General features: G+C 37.9%; 13 protein-coding genes and 3 pseudogenes. 1 reads left to right on the top strand and 15 read right to left on the bottom strand.

The features are described 5' to 3' along the window. Nucleotides 1–138: 138 nt before the first annotated feature. From AB3M96_RS12035 to mce, 3 genes are all read right to left on the bottom strand, one after another. Nucleotides 139–1,257, bottom strand: a complete 1,119-nt coding sequence (locus AB3M96_RS12035; RefSeq protein WP_412967859.1) for a tripeptidase T — start codon at nucleotides 1,255–1,257, stop codon at nucleotides 139–141. A 284-nt stretch (nucleotides 1,258–1,541) separates the two neighbouring features. Continuing rightward, nucleotides 1,542–3,092 (bottom strand): acyl-CoA carboxylase subunit beta, encoded by a 1,551-nt coding sequence (locus tag AB3M96_RS12030; protein ID WP_412967858.1) that lies wholly within the window; start codon nucleotides 3,090–3,092, stop codon nucleotides 1,542–1,544. After that, nucleotides 3,092–3,508 (bottom strand): methylmalonyl-CoA epimerase, encoded by a 417-nt coding sequence (gene mce, locus AB3M96_RS12025; RefSeq protein WP_412967857.1) that lies wholly within the window; start codon nucleotides 3,506–3,508, stop codon nucleotides 3,092–3,094. Before mce ends, AB3M96_RS12030 begins: the two co-directional genes overlap by 1 nt. A 194-nt stretch (nucleotides 3,509–3,702) precedes the next feature. Here mce and prli42 point away from each other — a divergent pair, with 194 nt between their 5' ends. Beyond that, nucleotides 3,703–3,795 carry a stressosome-associated protein Prli42 gene (prli42, locus tag AB3M96_RS12020; protein ID WP_165918224.1) on the top strand — a complete coding sequence of 31 codons (93 nt, stop codon included), beginning with the start codon at nucleotides 3,703–3,705 and terminating at the stop codon, nucleotides 3,793–3,795. Nucleotides 3,796–3,833: 38 nt separating this feature from the next. Here prli42 and AB3M96_RS12015 read toward each other — a convergent pair whose 3' ends face one another. The 12 genes and pseudogenes from AB3M96_RS12015 to AB3M96_RS11960 all read right to left on the bottom strand — a co-directional run bounded on the left by AB3M96_RS12015 (nucleotide 3,834) and on the right by AB3M96_RS11960 (nucleotide 17,105). Then, entirely contained in the window at nucleotides 3,834–4,787 is a 954-nt protein-coding gene (locus tag AB3M96_RS12015; RefSeq protein ID WP_412967856.1) for an aromatic acid exporter family protein, read from the bottom strand. Nucleotides 4,788–4,892: 105 nt separating this feature from the next. Next, nucleotides 4,893–5,627, bottom strand: a complete 735-nt coding sequence (locus tag AB3M96_RS12010) for an amino acid ABC transporter ATP-binding protein (protein WP_412967855.1) — start codon at nucleotides 5,625–5,627, stop codon at nucleotides 4,893–4,895. Then, nucleotides 5,620–6,279 carry an amino acid ABC transporter permease gene (locus AB3M96_RS12005; RefSeq protein ID WP_412967999.1) on the bottom strand — a complete coding sequence of 220 codons (660 nt, stop codon included), beginning with the start codon at nucleotides 6,277–6,279 and terminating at the stop codon, nucleotides 5,620–5,622. The genes AB3M96_RS12010 and AB3M96_RS12005 overlap by 8 nt, the downstream gene beginning before the upstream one ends. 30 nt (nucleotides 6,280–6,309) lie before the next feature. Continuing rightward, nucleotides 6,310–7,086 (bottom strand): transporter substrate-binding domain-containing protein, encoded by a 777-nt coding sequence (locus AB3M96_RS12000; protein ID WP_412967854.1) that lies wholly within the window; start codon nucleotides 7,084–7,086, stop codon nucleotides 6,310–6,312. Nucleotides 7,087–7,629: 543 nt separating this feature from the next. Beyond that, a complete protein-coding gene (locus AB3M96_RS11995; protein ID WP_412967853.1) occupies nucleotides 7,630–8,067 on the bottom strand; it encodes a BrxA/BrxB family bacilliredoxin in 438 nt (145 codons plus the stop codon). Nucleotides 8,068–8,278: 211 nt separating this feature from the next. Next, nucleotides 8,279–9,379 (bottom strand): methylmalonyl Co-A mutase-associated GTPase MeaB, encoded by a 1,101-nt coding sequence (gene meaB, locus AB3M96_RS11990; protein ID WP_412967852.1) that lies wholly within the window; start codon nucleotides 9,377–9,379, stop codon nucleotides 8,279–8,281. Then, nucleotides 9,372–11,567, bottom strand: a complete 2,196-nt coding sequence (gene scpA / locus AB3M96_RS11985) for a methylmalonyl-CoA mutase (protein ID WP_412967851.1) — start codon at nucleotides 11,565–11,567, stop codon at nucleotides 9,372–9,374. The genes meaB and scpA overlap by 8 nt, the downstream gene beginning before the upstream one ends. Beyond that, nucleotides 11,564–13,495: a methylmalonyl-CoA mutase family protein gene (locus AB3M96_RS11980; protein ID WP_412967850.1), complete on the bottom strand. Its 1,932-nt coding sequence runs from the start codon at nucleotides 13,493–13,495 to the stop codon at nucleotides 11,564–11,566. The genes scpA and AB3M96_RS11980 overlap by 4 nt, the downstream gene beginning before the upstream one ends. A 134-nt stretch (nucleotides 13,496–13,629) precedes the next feature. Further along, nucleotides 13,630–14,598, bottom strand: a pseudogene (locus AB3M96_RS11975) (dihydrolipoamide acetyltransferase family protein); the annotation flags it as partial. 159 nt (nucleotides 14,599–14,757) lie between these two features. Next, nucleotides 14,758–14,907, bottom strand: a pseudogene (locus tag AB3M96_RS11970) (biotin/lipoyl-containing protein); the annotation flags it as partial. Between the two features lie 207 nt (nucleotides 14,908–15,114). Continuing rightward, entirely contained in the window at nucleotides 15,115–16,098 is a 984-nt protein-coding gene (locus tag AB3M96_RS11965; protein ID WP_412967849.1) for an alpha-ketoacid dehydrogenase subunit beta, read from the bottom strand. A gap of 12 nt (nucleotides 16,099–16,110) precedes the next feature. Further along, a pseudogene (locus AB3M96_RS11960) lies at nucleotides 16,111–17,105 on the bottom strand (thiamine pyrophosphate-dependent dehydrogenase E1 component subunit alpha). Between the last annotated feature and the right edge of the window lie 26 nt (nucleotides 17,106–17,131).

Genomic DNA, 17,131 nt, shown 5'->3' with positions numbered 1-17,131 from the left:
TCTTACCTTCCTTGGTAGTTTTTTACCACGAATGGCTCGTAGAACGCTTCTTGGTCCTCCTTGTACCCCACATCGTAGATAAAAAAAAGTGAAGCCACCCCTACAGGTGATTTCACTTCACTCACTCTCAGTTTTATATTATTTTGCTACCTCTTCAACAATCGCAACAATCAGTTCTGCCGTTTTTACAAGCTCTTCGATCGGCATTTTTTCGTTTGTTGTATGAATTTCTTCATAACCAACAGCTAAGTTAACCGTAGGGATACCGTGACCTGCAATTACATTTGCATCGCTTCCTCCACCACTTCTTTGAAGCTCGCTCTGTCTTCCGATTTTAGCAGCAGCACGTTTTGCAACTTCTACTACATGGTCTCCGTCTGCAAACTTAAAGCCAGGGTACATTACTTGAATATCTACCTCTGCTCTACCACCCATTTCACTTGCAGCAGATTCAAATGCTTCCTTCATTTTTTGAACTTGGCTTTCCATTTTTTCAGTAACTAATGAGCGCGCTTCAGCTAAAATATCAACGTGGTCACAAACAATATTTGTTTGAGTTCCTCCTTCAAAGCGTCCAATATTTGCAGTTGTTTCCTCATCAATTCGTCCTAATGGCATTCTTGAGATTGCCTTTGCAGCGATAGTGATTGCTGAAACACCCTTTTCCGGTGCAACACCCGCATGAGCCGTTTTTCCAATAATCGTAGCTTTCACTTTTGCTTGTGTAGGTGCAGCAACAATTATATTACCAACCTTACCATCACTATCAAGTGCATACCCATATTTGGCAGTTATTAGAGAACGGTCTAAGGCTTTCGCTCCGACAAGTCCTGATTCCTCACCTACAGTGATAATGAATTCAATCGTTCCATGAGGAATATTATTTTCCTTCAGTACTCGAATCGCTTCAAACATAGCTGCTAAACCAGCTTTATCGTCTGCACCTAGGATCGTTGTTCCATCTGTTACTATATAACCGTCTTTTATTGATGGCTTAATTCCTTTACCAGGCACGACTGTGTCCATATGTGAAGTGAAATAGATCGTATCCACATCAGCTTTTGTTCCCTCAAGCGTACAAACCAGGTTACCTGCTCCATGCCCGGTTTCAGAAGTTGTATCATCCTCGACTACATTCACACCTAATGCTGAAAACTTTTCTTTTAAAACCTTTGCAATTTCTGTTTCAAATTTTGTTTCAGAGTCTACTTGTACTAGTTCTAAAAATTCATCCACTAGTCTATCCTGATTAATCATGTATGTACCTCCAAGATGGATTTTCCCAATAGTATTGGGTTGTCAAACCATATTTTAAAAATCTCTAACGTACATTAGCCTATCATATCTAAGTTCAAAATCCAATTGATAGACTTGGCGTATTTATGCCATTTTTTGATCTTGCTTGAAAAACTTCCTTCAAAAATACGAGGCATCCCCGGGAGTATTTACATATATTAAGCCAGGGTTAAATACTATCTTAAACTAAAGCGAGAATGCATCATTCACACTTGAAAAAATGTAAATTTCTCCTCTGAGTAAAGTTAAAGTGGAATATTTCCATGCTTTTTATTAGGACGTGTTTCCTTTTTATTACGTAGCATTTCAAGCGCTTGGATGATTTTAATACGCGTTTCACGAGGATCTATTACGTCATCAACCATTCCCTGACTTGCTGCTACATATGGATTTGCGAATTTTTCTCTGTATTCTTCAATTTTTTGTGCTCTTGTTTGTTCAGGGTCATCACTTTCACTTATTTCACGGGCAAAAATGATATTTGCTGCCCCTTGTGGGCCCATTACGGCAATTTCAGCGTTAGGCCATGCAAACACTAAATCAGCACCAATAGATTTACTATTTAATGCAACATAAGCTCCACCATACGCTTTCCTAAGAATAACAGTTAACTTAGGTACAGTTGCCTCTGAATAGGCATATAAAATCTTAGCACCATGGCGAATAATTCCACCATGCTCTTGTTTAATTCCCGGAAAGAAACCTGTAACATCTTCAAACGTTATCAAAGGAATATTAAAGGAATCACAAAAACGGATAAACCTTGATGCCTTATCTGAGGAATCGATATCTAGACCCCCAGCCATGTATTTTGGCTGATTACAAACCAGGCCGACAACCTCTCCTTTTATACGAGCAAGACCGACAACAATATTTTTTGCAAAATCCTTATGAACTTCAAAGAAAGAATCCTTATCAACTACTTGATCAATTACTTTTCGAACATCATATGGTCTTACTGCGTCAAATGGTATTGCGTCAGTTAAATCAGGCCTATAATCATCACCTTCATCTACATCTAGGATTGGCGGTTTTTCCTCATTATTTTGAGGTAAATAACTGATGAGTTCTCGAACTTGTAAAAGAACTTCTTCCTCTGTTTGTCCAGAGAAATGCGCGTTTCCACTGATTGAGTTATGTACCTTTGCACCACCTAAATCTTCTGAACTGATTTTTTCACCAGTAACGGTTTCAATAACCTTTGGACCTGTTATAAACATTTGCGATGTATTTTCTACCATAAATACGAAATCCGTAATAGCAGGCGAATACACAGCACCACCTGCACATGGGCCCATAATAACCGATATTTGCGGAATTACTCCTGAATAGATTGCGTTTCGATAAAAGATGTGTCCATACCCATCCAGGGAAACAACACCTTCTTGAATTCTTGCACCACCTGAGTCATTTAACCCGATAAATGGCGCTCCATTTTTTGCTGCTAAATCCATAACATTCGCTATTTTTTTAGCATGCATTTCTCCAAGTGCACCGCCAAAAACGGTAAAATCTTGAGAAAATAAATAGATTGGTCTACCATTTACTTTTCCATAGCCAGTAACAACTCCATCGCCTGGTCCCTTTTTATCAGCCAGACCAAAGTCAGTGCTTCGGTGTTGGATAAATGGATTTAATTCCACAAAGCTTCCCTTATCAACTAAAAGATCAATTCTTTCCCTAGCCGTTAGCTTTCCTTTCTCATGCTGTTTATCTATTTTTTCGTCTCCACCGCCTAGTTCAACCTCGCGGCGGCGATCATAAAGTTCATTAATCTTTTCATAGATGTCTACCATTAATGTAATTCCTCCTTACTAGTCTTCTCACAAAGTTCGTATAAAACACTTCCAGTTGATTTTGGATGCATAAACGCAATTTTTGCCCCGCCTGCTCCGATTCGCGGCTCTTCATCAAGCATTTTGATGCCATTTGCTTTCATGTCTTCAATTCTATCTTCAATTGAAGATACCCCTAATGCAATATGATGAATTCCCTCTCCTCGTTTTTCTATAAATTTAGCAACCGGACTTTCAGAAGAGAGCGGTTCCAAAAGTTCTATCTTCGAATCTCCTACTTTCAGGAATGCTACCTTAACCTGTTGTGATTGCACTTCCTCTACCCCAACTAAAGGGAGTTGTAGTACATTTGTATAGAATGGTAGAGCGCGTTCAATAGATGAAACTGCAATCCCGATATGATCAATTTTTTTCATGATGGATTTCCCCCTTAACGAGCGCTCGCTCAGAATTAATTACTACTACAACAGTTCATATGTATAATTCTATTGTAGCATGAACTCATCAAAAATTGTGTATTTTCAGTTTTCATAAATAGTAGGTATTTTGTTGTCCCATTTAGTAAATCAAGGTAGAATAAAGAAAAAGAAATAAGAGGAGGGAAAGAGAAGTGTCCCGTAAAACTCAAAAAATCGTTGTGTATTTAATGATTGGAGTCATGCTAATTACAACTCTTTTAGCTGGAGTTGGTATGTGGTTTTAATAGATGTGAAAAAGGTGACCGGTATGGGTCACCTTTTTTCACGTATTAAGCCCTTTATGTAAGCTTTTAATAATTAAATACTCTTCCATTTCTTTAACAAATTGTAAGAGAGCAGCCCTTGTTTCAAATTCTTCTCTTGTTTTTGGTAGAGGCATCTCCCGAAAGGTGTTTCGCATCTCTTCTAACTTGTTTAGAAACTTCCTTGCTGTATTACCTGGATGGATGGATTGTCTAACATCGTCAATAAAATTTGCTACCATATGCCCTTGTTCTACAGAATGAGTAATTGAGGTAATGATTGGTAACATCCTTTGGAGAATTTCAAACTGTCTCTCTCGCATTGAAAAATAAGTATAGTACTGATTTTCTTCCCGAATTAAATGGTTCTCCACATCTCGGTAGGCGATATTTTTTGCTCTTCGCAAAAGATTCTCCAAGTCCATTATTTCATGACCATCCCAGATACTTTCCCCAGTCCGCAGGTAATGCACCATTTCTTTTAAAACCTTTCCGAACTTCTCTTCGATCTCTACCTGAAATTTCTTTAGTTCTTTATCAACACTTGGCATGTAAAGGTTTACTAGTAACGCTACTCCAATACCAATAATAATTAGACCAAGTTCATTGAAAATCAGACTCATGGTCACATTACCAGCCGAAAAGACATGTAAAATAATTACCGTACTTGTAACAATTCCATCTTTTGCTTTTAAAGCTACTACCGTAGGAATAAAAAATACTAACAGCAGTCCAATTGACACAGGGTAATACCCAATCCCCTCAAAAAATAGAAAGGAAAACAGAATTCCCACAGTACATGCAAGGAATCTTTCCCACGAGCTTTGCAGTGACTTTTTCCTAGTTACCTTTATACACAATATCGTTAATATTCCTGCAGATGCAAAACTATCTAAATCAAAAAGCTTTGCTAGTGAAATCGCAATTGTCGTTCCTAAAGCTGTCTTAATCGTACGATACCCAATCTTAAACATATTTCATCTCCTAAACAATACGTCATGCTTATTATACGGATTGGAGACCGAAAAATAAATCGACAATGTAAGAAAAAAAGAATGACCATTTAATGATCATTCTTTTTATAAAACCTTCTCAAGAAAATCCTGAGCTCGTTTACTTCTTGGATTTGAGAAAAATTCTTGCGGACTTGCTTCTTCTACTAAGGCTCCATCGTCCATAAAAATAATTCGATCTGCTACTTCACGCGCAAAACTCATTTCATGTGTAACAATGACCATTGTCATTCCTGTGTGAGCCAACCCCTTCATTACATTTAATACCTCTTTAACCATTTCAGGGTCTAATGCAGAAGTTGGTTCATCGAAAAGCATGATTTCAGGAGACATTGCTAATGCGCGAGCAATTGCTACCCTTTGCTTTTGTCCGCCAGAAAGTCTACTAGGATATTCATTTGCCTTTTCTGAAAGACCAACCTGTCTTAATAAATCAATTCCCATAGCATCTGCCTCTTGTTTGGATAAACCCTTCACCTTCATTGGTGCATAGGTAAGATTTTCGAGTACAGTTTTATGGGGAAAGAGATGAAAATGTTGAAAAACCATTCCAATATTCTGACGCACCTTTGTAATATTAACTTTCGACGCTGTTATTTCCACTTCTCCAACCCACACACGACCAGATGTTGGAGTTTCCAGCATATTTAAACATCGTAGAAAAGTGGACTTCCCTGAACCAGACGGGCCAATTATAGCTACCACTTCACCTTTTTTGATAGTAGTAGAAATATCCTTTAATACTTCTAGCTTTCCAAACGATTTATAGAGGTTCTCTACATTTACATGTATATTATTCACTCCGACGCAGCCTCCTTTCTAGTACTCCTCCAAGGAGAGTGAGGCAAGTAACAATAACCCAATAAACAAATCCTGCTACTAATAAAGGTTCAAAATAGCGGAAAGTATTTGCTCCTACGACCTGTGCACGCCTCATGATGTCTAGTAAACCAATTGTACTTACAATTGCTGATTCTTTCGTTAATGTTACAAATTCATTTAATAATGCAGGTAAGATATTTTTAATCGCCTGCGGTAAAATTATATCCTTCATCATTGGTTGATATGGAATAGCAAGTGCTTCAGCTGCTTCTTTTTGTCCTTTATCAACAGCTTGAATTCCTGCACGAATAATTTCAGAAATATACGCACCCGAATTCAATCCAAATGCTAATACACCAGCTACAAATTTATCAATATCATATTGAAACAGCTGTGGAACAGCAAAATAGATCAATACTAATTGTAAAATTAACGGTGTACCACGAAAGATAGATGTATAAATATCCGCAAACCACTTCAGGTATCTTACTTTACTAATCTTAAAGACTGCCAATATAGTTCCGAGAATCAATCCTAAAATTGCCGATACTAGCGCAAACGAAACCGTTATTCCGATTCCCTCTAGTATAAACGGAATTGAAGGCAGAATTCGGGAAAAATCAATATCCAAATTCATGCCTTACACCTCATTTCTACTGTATTATTCTTCAATCCATTCTTTTTCTAGTTTTTCAAGTTCGCCATTAGCTTTCATTTCTTCTAATACCTTATTAAAATCTTCTACAAGTTCACTACCTTTTGGAAATGCAATTGCCATACCAGGAGAAGCATCAGTTGGGTCTTCAAAGCCCGCTAGGTCTAATTCATCAATAAATCCTAATGCAACTGTTTTATCTAAATATACAGCGTCTATACGACCCGCTTTTAATTCTTGGATTAATTCTGGTGCTTTATTTAACGCAATAATTTCAAGGTCGTTCATTTCCTCTTCCTTAATCTTAGTTGCACCCTCTTCTTGAATCGTTCCTAGTTGTACTCCAAGCTTTTTGCCATCTAGTTGATCAAATGAAGTAACATCAGAATCTTTCAATGTAACAAACATTTCCCCAGATTTATGATATTCAATAGAGAAATCTACGCTTTCCTTACGCTCATCAGTAGCAGACATACCAGAAGCGACGAAATCAACTCGTTTGGATTGTAATGAACTAATTAAACCACCAAAGTCCATATTATCAATCTCTAATTCATAACCTAATTGTTCCGCAATGTATTTTGTTAATTCGATATCAAACCCAATGTATTCGCCTGAAGCTGCGTCAATTGTTTCAAAAGGTGGGAAATCAGCTGATGTCCCCATTTTTAATACTTTTTTATCCTCAGAACCTTCACCAGAAGTATTTTCGCTCGTACCACATGCGGCAAGAAATGCTATTGTTAAAATAGTAATTAATGAAACTAGTAAATGTTTTTTCATATTGTTATCCCCCTATGTCGTAATTTATAATTATTCGATAGATTGTATTTTAACACATATGCATAAATATACAATATGATTTTTAAAAATAATAAAAGATTAATAATTCTAATCTTTCTAAATTATTTTCTGAATAAATATTCATATTTTGGTAGATTTCTATATAAGAGAATTACTTATGGAAATGGATACTGGAATAGTATTTAGAGGGGGCAAAAAAGGAGATATAGTAGTATTAGGGAATCGTGTCTTGAGATCTTTTCTTCCGAGGGCTCATGGAGTGAGTTTTGAGTATACGTGTAGACGTACCCTCTTCTTGCTATACACCTTTTCGGGATTTTCGAATATACGTGTACCTCATCGGGCACTTGCGATACACCTTTTCGAGATTTTGCAGAATACGTGTATCGCATCGGACTCTTGCGACACACCCTTTTGGTTTATTTCAAAAATACGTGTACAGCAACCTCTTCTTGAAGAGCCACTCTAGAAAGAGTTCAAAATAGCGCGAAAGCAAAAAAAAAGAAGCCATACGGCTCCCTTTTACACTTCTTCACAATATTCTTCAAAAGTATCTTGTAATTTGTTGATAACTGCCATTGGTTCGTGTCCTTCGATTTCATGACGTTCAATCATTTTTACAATTTTACCGTCTTTTAATAATGCGAAGGATGGAGAGGATGGTGGATATCCTTCAAAGTATGCACGAGCTTTTTCTGTAGCTGCTTTGTCTTGTCCTGCAAATACTGTAACTAATTGGTCTGGACGCTTATCGTAGTGAAGAGCATGAGCAGCTGCTGGACGAGCAATTCCTCCTGCACAACCACATACAGAGTTAACCATTACAAGTGTAGTTCCTTTTTTAGTTAATGCCTCTTCTACCTCTTCAGGTGTTTTTAATTCTTGGTAACCTGCTTCAGTTATTTCACGACGTGCTGTTTGCACGATATCATTCATAAATAAATTGAAATCGACTTCCATATCGCACTCTCCTTGTTTGTATAATTATTGTTCTACTATATAATAGCAATTTATTGTATGTTTTTTCAAATTATAGAGTTTAAAGAATTGGACTTTGGGTATTATATTAATACATCTAGATCATACCCCTAAACTCCCTAGATGGAAGGAAAGTTGTGAAGCTTTCCTTCTTTTTTATGCTTTTTCCACCAGCTGGCAGTATGCCAGGATCCTATTTCTCATACAAGTTAATTAGTTCCTTAACTGCAGCAGTTACGTTAATATCTCCACTTACTACTTTATCCTCGAGGATTGGTAGGTTTGTTTTGACCGAAGTGTGACTAAAAAAGCTTGTTTCTAAGTAATCTTTGATCATGGCATAAATCCAATCCTTTGTTTGGGCATTCCTTCTGTCTTGAAACACACCTGATTGCTTAGTTAGTTCTTCAAATCGAAGGATCACTTTCCATATTTCTTCAATGCCCTCATGAAAAAGGGAAGATGCTGTAAAAGCTTTCGTCGACCAACCCTTTGTCGCTGGCTGCAAATAATGAAGGATACGGTTGTATTCTCCCCTTGCTACGGCCGCTTTTTGCTTGTTGTCTCCGTCCGCCTTATTAATTAACAGGGCATCTGCTAATTCCATTACACCCTTTTTCATCCCTTGTAATTCATCACCAGCACCAGTTAATACTAGCAGGAGAAAAAAGTCCACCATACTTCTAACGACAACTTCACTCTGTCCAACACCTATTGTTTCAACTAAGATGACATCGAAGCCGGCAGCTTCACAAAGCAAAATTGTTTCACGGGTTTTACGGTTTACTCCCCCTAACGTACCTCCAGATGGAGATGGACGAATAAATGCGTTTTTATTTCTGGATAAAGATTCCATTCGAGTTTTATCCCCAAGGATACTTCCTCCAGTAATACTACTACTAGGATCTACAGCTAATACTGCCACTCGATGACCTTGTTCACATAAAAACGTACCAAATGTCTCAATAAATGTACTCTTACCAGCCCCCGGAACACCTGTTATCCCGATTCGAATGGACTTCCCCGTGTTTGGAAGTATTTTATTAATTACCTCTTGAGCTTTGTCACCATGCTTTTTCGCGTTACTTTCAACAAGAGTAATAGCCTGAGCTAAAATAGTACGGTCCCCGCTAAGAATTCCTGTTATAAATTCCTCTGTTGATTTTTCCTTCTTTTTTACAAATTTACGAGGTGTATTTGAATTATTATCTACTGTTTTACCTTTAACAATTTCACTAGTGAACCCATCAGATGCATCTTCAGGCACCCATTCAGGTCGATTTTTTTTACTCATTTCCTTCTTCCTCATACCCTAGACGTCGGTATATTTCTTCAATTACTTTCTGGGCTGCAACAGGAATCACTGTACCCGGTCCGAAAATGGCTGCGGCTCCATGTTCTCTTAAATAATCGTAATCTTGAGCAGGAATTACACCACCTACAATCACGAGGATATCTTCTCGACCCAATTTTCTTAATTCCTCAATCAACTGAGGTAATAATGTCTTATGACCTGCTGCTAGAGAACTCATACCAATTACATGTACGTCATTTTCAACCGCTTGTAACGCTGTTTCCTCTGGGGTTTGGAATAAAGGTCCCATATCAACATCAAATCCTAAGTCTGCAAATGCAGTTGCGATAACCTTTGCTCCTCGGTCATGTCCATCCTGCCCCATTTTTGCAATTAGAATACGAGGCCGTCTACCTTCATCTTCTAAGAATTGATCAGTCATTTTTTTTACATTCATAATTTCTTCCTCATTTGAGTACTCAGCACTATAAATTCCACTGATAGATCGAATCACTGCTTTATGTCGTTTCGATGCTTTCTCAATAGCATCTGAAATTTCTCCTAATGTCGCACGTACTCTTGCAGCATTGACCGCTAATTCTAATAGATTGCCCTCACCTGATTGTGCTGCTTTTGTAATCTCTTCTAATGCAATCTGAACTTTTTGACTGTCTCGAGATTCTTTAAGTTTATTTAGACTTTCGATTTGCTTTAGTCGAACTGCTGTATTGTCAATATCTAAAATATCAATTGGTTCTTCTTTTTCTAATCTGTACTTGTTAACACCGATAATAGTCTCTTTACCTGAGTCGATTCTAGCTTGGCGACGTGCGGAAGCCTCTTCAATCCTCATCTTAGGAAGTCCAGTTTCAATCGCTTTTGTCATACCGCCAAGAGACTCAATTTCCTCAATATGCGTCCAGGCACGTTTCATCAGTTCATTTGTCAGCGATTCAACATAGTAAGAGCCACCCCATGGATCGATTACGTTACAAATACCTGTTTCATCCTGTAGATACAGCTGCGTATTTCGTGCTATTCTAGCAGAAAAATCAGTTGGAAGTGCAATTGCTTCGTCTAATGCGTTTGTATGAAGTGACTGTGTATGACCCATTGCAGCAGCAAGTGCTTCAATACATGTTCTTGTGACATTATTATATGGATCTTGTTCAGTTAAACTCCATCCAGATGTTTGCGAATGCGTTCTAAGTGCTAGAGATTTCGGGTTCTTTGGGTCAAAGGTTTTCATCATCTGAGCCCAAATCAGTCGTGCTGCTCTCATCTTAGCAACTTCCATAAAATAGTTCATACCAATTGCCCAGAAGAAAGACAATCTTGGTGCGAACGAATCAATATCTATTCCTTTTTTAATCCCAGTACGAACATACTCTAATCCATCAGCAAGAGTGTAGGCTAATTCAATATCTGCTGGTGCCCCTGCCTCCTGCATATGATAACCCGAAATACTAATGCTATTAAATTTCGGCATATTCTTAGAGGTATACTCAAAAATATCAGAAATAATTCTCATTGATGTTTCAGGCGGATATATATAAGTGTTACGCACCATGTACTCTTTTAAAATATCATTTTGAATCGTACCTGATAACTTTTCTGGTGGAACACCCTGTTCCTCAGCAGTCACAATATAGAACGCCATAATTGGTATGACTGCACCATTCATAGTCATTGAGACACTCATTTGATCTAGAGGAATACCATCAAATAATGTTTTCATATCAAGAATCGAGTCTATTGCAACTCCAGCTTTTCCAACATCACCAACAACTCGTGGATGATCCGAATCATACCCCCGATGTGTTGCTAAATCAAATGCAACTGATAGCCCCTTCTGACCCATCGCTAAGTTACGACGATAAAATGCATTACTTTCCTCAGCTGTTGAAAAACCTGCATATTGTCTTACCGTCCATGGACGGTTAACATACATCGTCGGATATGGTCCACGTAAAAAGGGAGGGATACCAGGCATATAATCCAGATGTTTGACGTCTTCGATATCATTCTCTCCGTATAACGGTTTTACTGCAATCTGTTCATTTGTTTCAAAAAGCAAATCATCTATTGAACTTTGTAATTCGTCTTCTATTTGTTTTTCCCAATCTTCTTCCGTGCCTGACGGTACATTATGTAGTTGAATTTTCGAATAATCCGGTCGCTTACTCATTTTGAATGCACCCCCATCTCTTGCTGTAGCTGATATAAGAATGAATAACAATCAGTTTTAATATGGATAAAATCATTAATCCCAGCATTCTTATACTCTTGTGCTATCTGCCCCTCTTGTTTTCCTGCAATATATAATCTGATTCCTGGATTTATAGCTTTCAGCTCTTTACTTATTTCTACTATCATTTCCTTATATGCTTCATCTTTACCACAAAAAACGAAGGTATCTAGATTCATAGCTTTCGCACCACTAATTGCAGCATTAACCGTTAAATAACCATCATTCTTAACAATTTGGAAACCTCCAGCTTCAAAGAAACCAGATATAAAGTCTGCCCTTGGTTTATGCTCAGGGATTGGTCCTATATTTATCAAACCTATTTTTGGAAACTCTCCTGTTTTACGAGCATATTCATTGGCTGCGTGACGTAGAGATTCAAAATTCTCTGCGATTCTAACCGTTGGAATATGATTAATCACAACAGCAGGCTGCGAATTGTTTTGTTTTGATCTAGCAGGAGTTAGTTTTTCAGTAACCAATGTTTTTTCAGCTAGATTAGCATACATATTAGTACCAACTATCTTATCTTTTCTATGATTGACGTTATGTTGTCTTGCTTTATAAACATCCTTCACTTTACTCTGAATACTACCGGATTTTAACGCCTTAAGCAGTCCGCCCTCTGCCTCAACTTCTTTAAATAATGTCCAAGCAGCATCCGCTAACTCGTTTGTTAAAGCTTCTATGTACCAAGACCCACCTGCAGGATCAAGGACACGATGTAAATGGGATTCTTCTTTCAATATTGATTGCGTGTTTCTAGCAATCCGTCTCGAGAAAGAGTTAGTTTTTCTAATTGCCTCGTCAAATGCTGATACATGAAGACTATCAACACCACCAATAATCGCTGAGAAAGCTTCAGTAGTTGAACGTAACATGTTAACATACGGATCAAATACCGTTTTTGTAAATGCTGAGGTTCTAGCATGAATATGCATCTTTGCCTCTTCCGCACTTCCACCATATGCCTTACAAATTGCCGACCAGACTACTCTTGCAGCCCTTAGCTTTGCAATCTCCATAAACACATTTGATCCAATTGAAAACGAAAAAGTCATTCTTTTTGCAATTTCATTAAAGTCTAATCCCTTTTCTTCTAAAACACTAATATACTCTGTTGCAGTTGCTAGAGTATATGCAAGTTCCTGAACAGCATTAGCACCACCGTTATGATATGGTTGGCCTTTTACAAGGATTGTTCTTATAGAAGTCTCGTTGGTAATCGCCCAGTTTACAGCATCAGCTAATTGTGCCCAGATATTTGATAAGGGGACTTGTAATTCTCCAGTCTCTACCAACAAACCAAGTGGATCCATACCAATCGTACCAGCCAACGTACGTGGGGTTTCGTTCTGCTCATTTAGGTACACTGCTAAGGTATTTAAAAAAGAAACCAACTCACTATTTGTATCTATTAATACAGGAGTAGTAGCTAATGTAATACCGGTGAAGGCTTTTCGCATATTTTCTAATTGGTGTAACTGTAAACCGTCATTACTATTTTCACCGTGTAAATTTATATGTATCATTGTCTGCCCGTTAGCTAACGCTTCTTTTGCTGCAGTATTAAATTCATCAGGATTTTCTACATTTAATTCTTGGCTTACAAACCAAGAATTATTTAGGTAACCTGAAGTAGTTGTACCTCTCATCATAGAATCAAATCCAGGCAGTTCCTTGACATGAGGAAGATGCTCAATATCTTTCTTCGTATAAATAGGTTTAAGTATAATATTTTCATAGGTTTTTGTATGTAATTTCTCAATTGTTTTGCCTTTTAAAGACTTTTCCGCTTCTTTTTTCCATGCTTCATAATCAACTGGAGAAAAGGTAATATCTTGAAAATTGCTTGATTGCTCTGCCAATGTAGCTCCCCCTCTCAGGTAATCGCTTTCATATTTAATACTGTTGCTACTTATTAATTTTAGTATATCTATAATGATGTCGCAATGCTTAAGGAAAGTAGAAAAGACATTGCCTTCGCAATGTCTTTCGGTTTTTAATAAATCGATGTACTCTCTTTTGAAGTTTTTTCAATGATTTCTTTAACTCTTGCTAAGAAACGTCCACATACTAAACCGTCTAATACACGATGGTCTAGAGACATACATAGGTTTACCATGTCTCTAACAGCAATCATTCCATTGTTCATGACTACTGGTCTCTTAACGATTGATTCTACCTGTAAGATAGCAGCCTGTGGATAATTAATAATTCCCATCGATTGGACTGATCCGAATGAACCAGTATTATTAACTGTAAATGTACCGCCCTGCATATCCTCTGAAGTTAATTTGCCCGCTCTTACTTTCCCAGCTAGCTCTGTAATCTCGCGTGCGATTCCTTTAATTGTCTTTTCATCTGCATGCTTAATGACTGGAACAAATAATGCATCGTCGGTTGCAACAGCGATTGAAATATTTATATCTTTCTTTTGGATAATTTTATCTCCTGCCCACATTGAATTAATTTGTGGGAACTCTTTTAAAGCTTGAGCAACCGCTTTTACGAAAAATGCGAAAAAAGTAATATTAAAGCCTTCTTTTTTCTTAAATTCATCTTTAATTGAATTTCGATATTCCACTAAGTTAGTAGCATCAACCTCAATCATTGTCCATGCATGTGGTGCCTCATGCTTACTTCGAAGCATATTAGCTGCTATTGCCTTACGAACACCTGTAACAGGTATTTCAATATCACCTGCACCAACTGGAACGTTGACTGGTGCTGCAGGCTTAGTCATTGTTTTAGTCTCTGCTGCAATTGCTGGAGTAACTTGCTTCTGCTCTTCTGGAGTGACAGTCTTATCGTTACTTGAAGTTGTAGTAGGTATTTCACCTGACTCGATGATCTTTTGAAGATCCTTCCGGGTTATTCGACCACCAGCACCTGTTCCTGCAACTAGGCTTAAATCAATGTTATGCTCTTGTGATAGCTTTAAAACAGCAGGTGAATAACGAAGCTTATTTGGAGCATCGTTTGTTACTGCTTCTTGTTTTTCATTAGTTGTTTCTTGTTCTGCTACCGGTTGTGACGTTGTTACTTCTACAGTACCACCTTCTGTTTCAATAACACAGATTACTTCTCCTACTGCTAACGTCTCGCCTTCCTCAGCGATAAGCTCTTTAATTGTACCTGAAAAAGAAGATGGTACCTCTGCATTTACTTTGTCTGTCATGACTTCAGCAAGCGGATCATATTTATTTACAGTATCTCCAATAGATACAAGCCATTTACTAATTGTTCCCTCTGTTACACTCTCACCGAGCTGAGGCATTGTAATTTTTTCAGTTGCCAATTGTGAAACCTCCTCTATTACCAGTTCATTCACCCTTGGCGAATTAGACAACAGAATCTTATCAACTTTAAAAATCTGTGCCATCCGCCGGAGGCTATCATTGTTCATTTTTACTCTTTTATAATGAATGAGTTATCAGACAATACAATAGACTATCTATTAATACTTGCTTCCTAATGAGCAATATTAAAATTCAGCTAGCTCTCTCATGGCTTTCTCTACTTTATCTGGATTCACCATAAAGTACTTTTCCATTGTTGGCGCGTAAGGCATTGCAGGTACATCAGGACCAGCAAGTCGTTTTATTGGAGCATCTAGTTCAAATAAGCAGTTTTCAGCGATGATAGCTGATACCTCACTCATGATGCTGCCTTCTTTATTATCTTCTGTTAAAAGTAAAACTTTTCCTGTCTTAGATGCTGCTTCAATAATAGCTTCTTTATCTAAAGGATAAACTGTTCGTAAATCAAGGATATGTGCTTGAATTCCGTCTTTTGCAAGTCTCTCAGCAGCTTGTAAAGCGAAGTGTACGCATAAACCATACGTTATAACAGTTAAATCTTCACCTTCACGTTTTACATCTGCTTTTCCAATTGGCAATACATAATCATCTTCAGGAACTTCACCTTTAATTAGACGATATGCTCGTTTATGTTCAAAGAAAAGGACTGGGTCATTATCGCGAATCGCAGCCTTTAAAAGTCCTTTTACATCATACGGCGTTGATGGCATAACAATCTTTAATCCTGGTTGATTAGCAAAGACTGCCTCTACTGATTGAGAATGATAAAGAGCTCCATGAACTCCACCACCATAAGGGGCGCGAATTGTTATTGGGCAGTCCCAATCGTTATTTGAACGATAACGAATTTTAGCTGCTTCAGAAATAATTTGGTTAACTGCTGGCATGATGAAATCTGCAAACTGCATCTCTGCAATTGGTCGCATCCCATACATTGCTGCACCAATCCCTACCCCTGCAATTGCTGATTCAGCTAATGGAGTATCCATCACTCGGTCTTCACCAAATTGTTCGTAAAGACCATTAGTTGCCTTAAAAACCCCACCTTTTCTACCAACATCCTCACCTAATACAAAAACCTTTGGATCTCTTTCCATCTCTTCACGAATTGCCATTGTTACGGCATCAATATATGAAATTACAGGCATTTTTCTTCCCCCTTACTCTTCCGCATAAACATATTTTGTGCATGTTCAGGTTCAGCATATGGTGCATTTTCAGCATAATCAGTAGCTTCATTTACTTGTTTTGCTACACGGTCTGAAATTTCCTTTTCTTTCTCCTCATTCATAACCCCAACATCCTTTAAATATGTTGCAAAGGAATAAATTGGATCTTTCTTTTTCGCTTCTTCAACTTCTTCCCGCTCACGGTATGCTCGATCATCATCATCAGAAGAGTGAGCCGTTAATCGGTATGAAATAGTTTCAACAAGTGTTGGGCCTTCACCACGACGACCTCTATCTGCTGCTTCTTTAACAACCTTATACACTTCAAGTGGATCATTGCCATCAACAGTTACTCCAGGCATTCCATACCCTATTGCACGATCAGAAATTTTTTCACAAGCCACTTGTTTTTCATATGGCACGGATATAGCGTATTTATTATTTTCACACATAAAAATAACAGGTAATTTATGAACAGCCGCAAAGTTTGCACCTTCATGGAAATCACCCTGATTTGAGGATCCTTCACCAAAGGTAACGAAGGTTACTAAATCTTTCCCTTCCATTCTTCCACCTAGCGCAACACCAACTGCATGAGGAACTTGAGTCGTTACTGGAGAAGATCCGGTTACAATACGGTTCTTCTTTTGACCAAAGTGACCCGGCATTTGTCTTCCGCCTGAGTTCGGATCTCCAGCTTTCGCAAATCCTGATAACATTAATTCGGTAGCTGTCATACCAAAAGTGAGTACTACTCCCATATCCCGATAATACGGAAGTACATAATCCTTCTCACGATCTAATGCAAATGCCGCTCCAACTTGAGCAGCTTCCTGACCCTGACATGAAATAACGAAAGGAATTTTTCCAGCACGGTTTAAAAGCCACATTCTCTCGTCAAGTTTACGAGCAAGCAGCATAGTTTCATACATTTCTAATACCGCTTCATCACTTAACCCTAGTGCCTGATGACGATTTTCTGACATTTTCATACCTCCTAAAAATCAAAATC

Source organism: Ferdinandcohnia jepli, from assembly GCF_047246645.1.
In the GTDB taxonomy this organism is placed as follows: Bacteria; Bacillota; Bacilli; order Bacillales; family Bacillaceae_L; genus Ferdinandcohnia.
The sequence above is the reverse complement of the archived record's forward strand: the minus strand, read 5'-3'. Positions and strand labels throughout refer to the sequence as shown.

Bases quoted from the DNA above. Each gene is read 5' to 3' on its own strand.
- scpA (WP_412967851.1), bottom strand. From the start codon at position 11,567: ATGAGTAAGCGACCGGATTATTCGAAAATTCAACTACATAATGTACCG.
- meaB (WP_412967852.1), bottom strand. From the start codon at position 9,379: ATGAGTAAAAAAAATCGACCTGAATGGGTGCCTGAAGATGCATCTGAT.
- AB3M96_RS12035 (WP_412967859.1), bottom strand. From the start codon at position 1,257: ATGATTAATCAGGATAGACTAGTGGATGAATTTTTAGAACTAGTACAA.
- AB3M96_RS12000 (WP_412967854.1), bottom strand. From the start codon at position 7,086: ATGAAAAAACATTTACTAGTTTCATTAATTACTATTTTAACAATAGCA.
- AB3M96_RS12015 (WP_412967856.1), bottom strand. From the start codon at position 4,787: ATGTTTAAGATTGGGTATCGTACGATTAAGACAGCTTTAGGAACGACA.
- mce (WP_412967857.1), bottom strand. From the start codon at position 3,508: ATGAAAAAAATTGATCATATCGGGATTGCAGTTTCATCTATTGAACGC.
- AB3M96_RS11995 (WP_412967853.1), bottom strand. From the start codon at position 8,067: ATGGAAGTCGATTTCAATTTATTTATGAATGATATCGTGCAAACAGCA.
- AB3M96_RS12030 (WP_412967858.1), bottom strand. From the start codon at position 3,092: ATGGTAGACATCTATGAAAAGATTAATGAACTTTATGATCGCCGCCGC.
- AB3M96_RS11965 (WP_412967849.1), bottom strand. From the start codon at position 16,098: ATGCCTGTAATTTCATATATTGATGCCGTAACAATGGCAATTCGTGAA.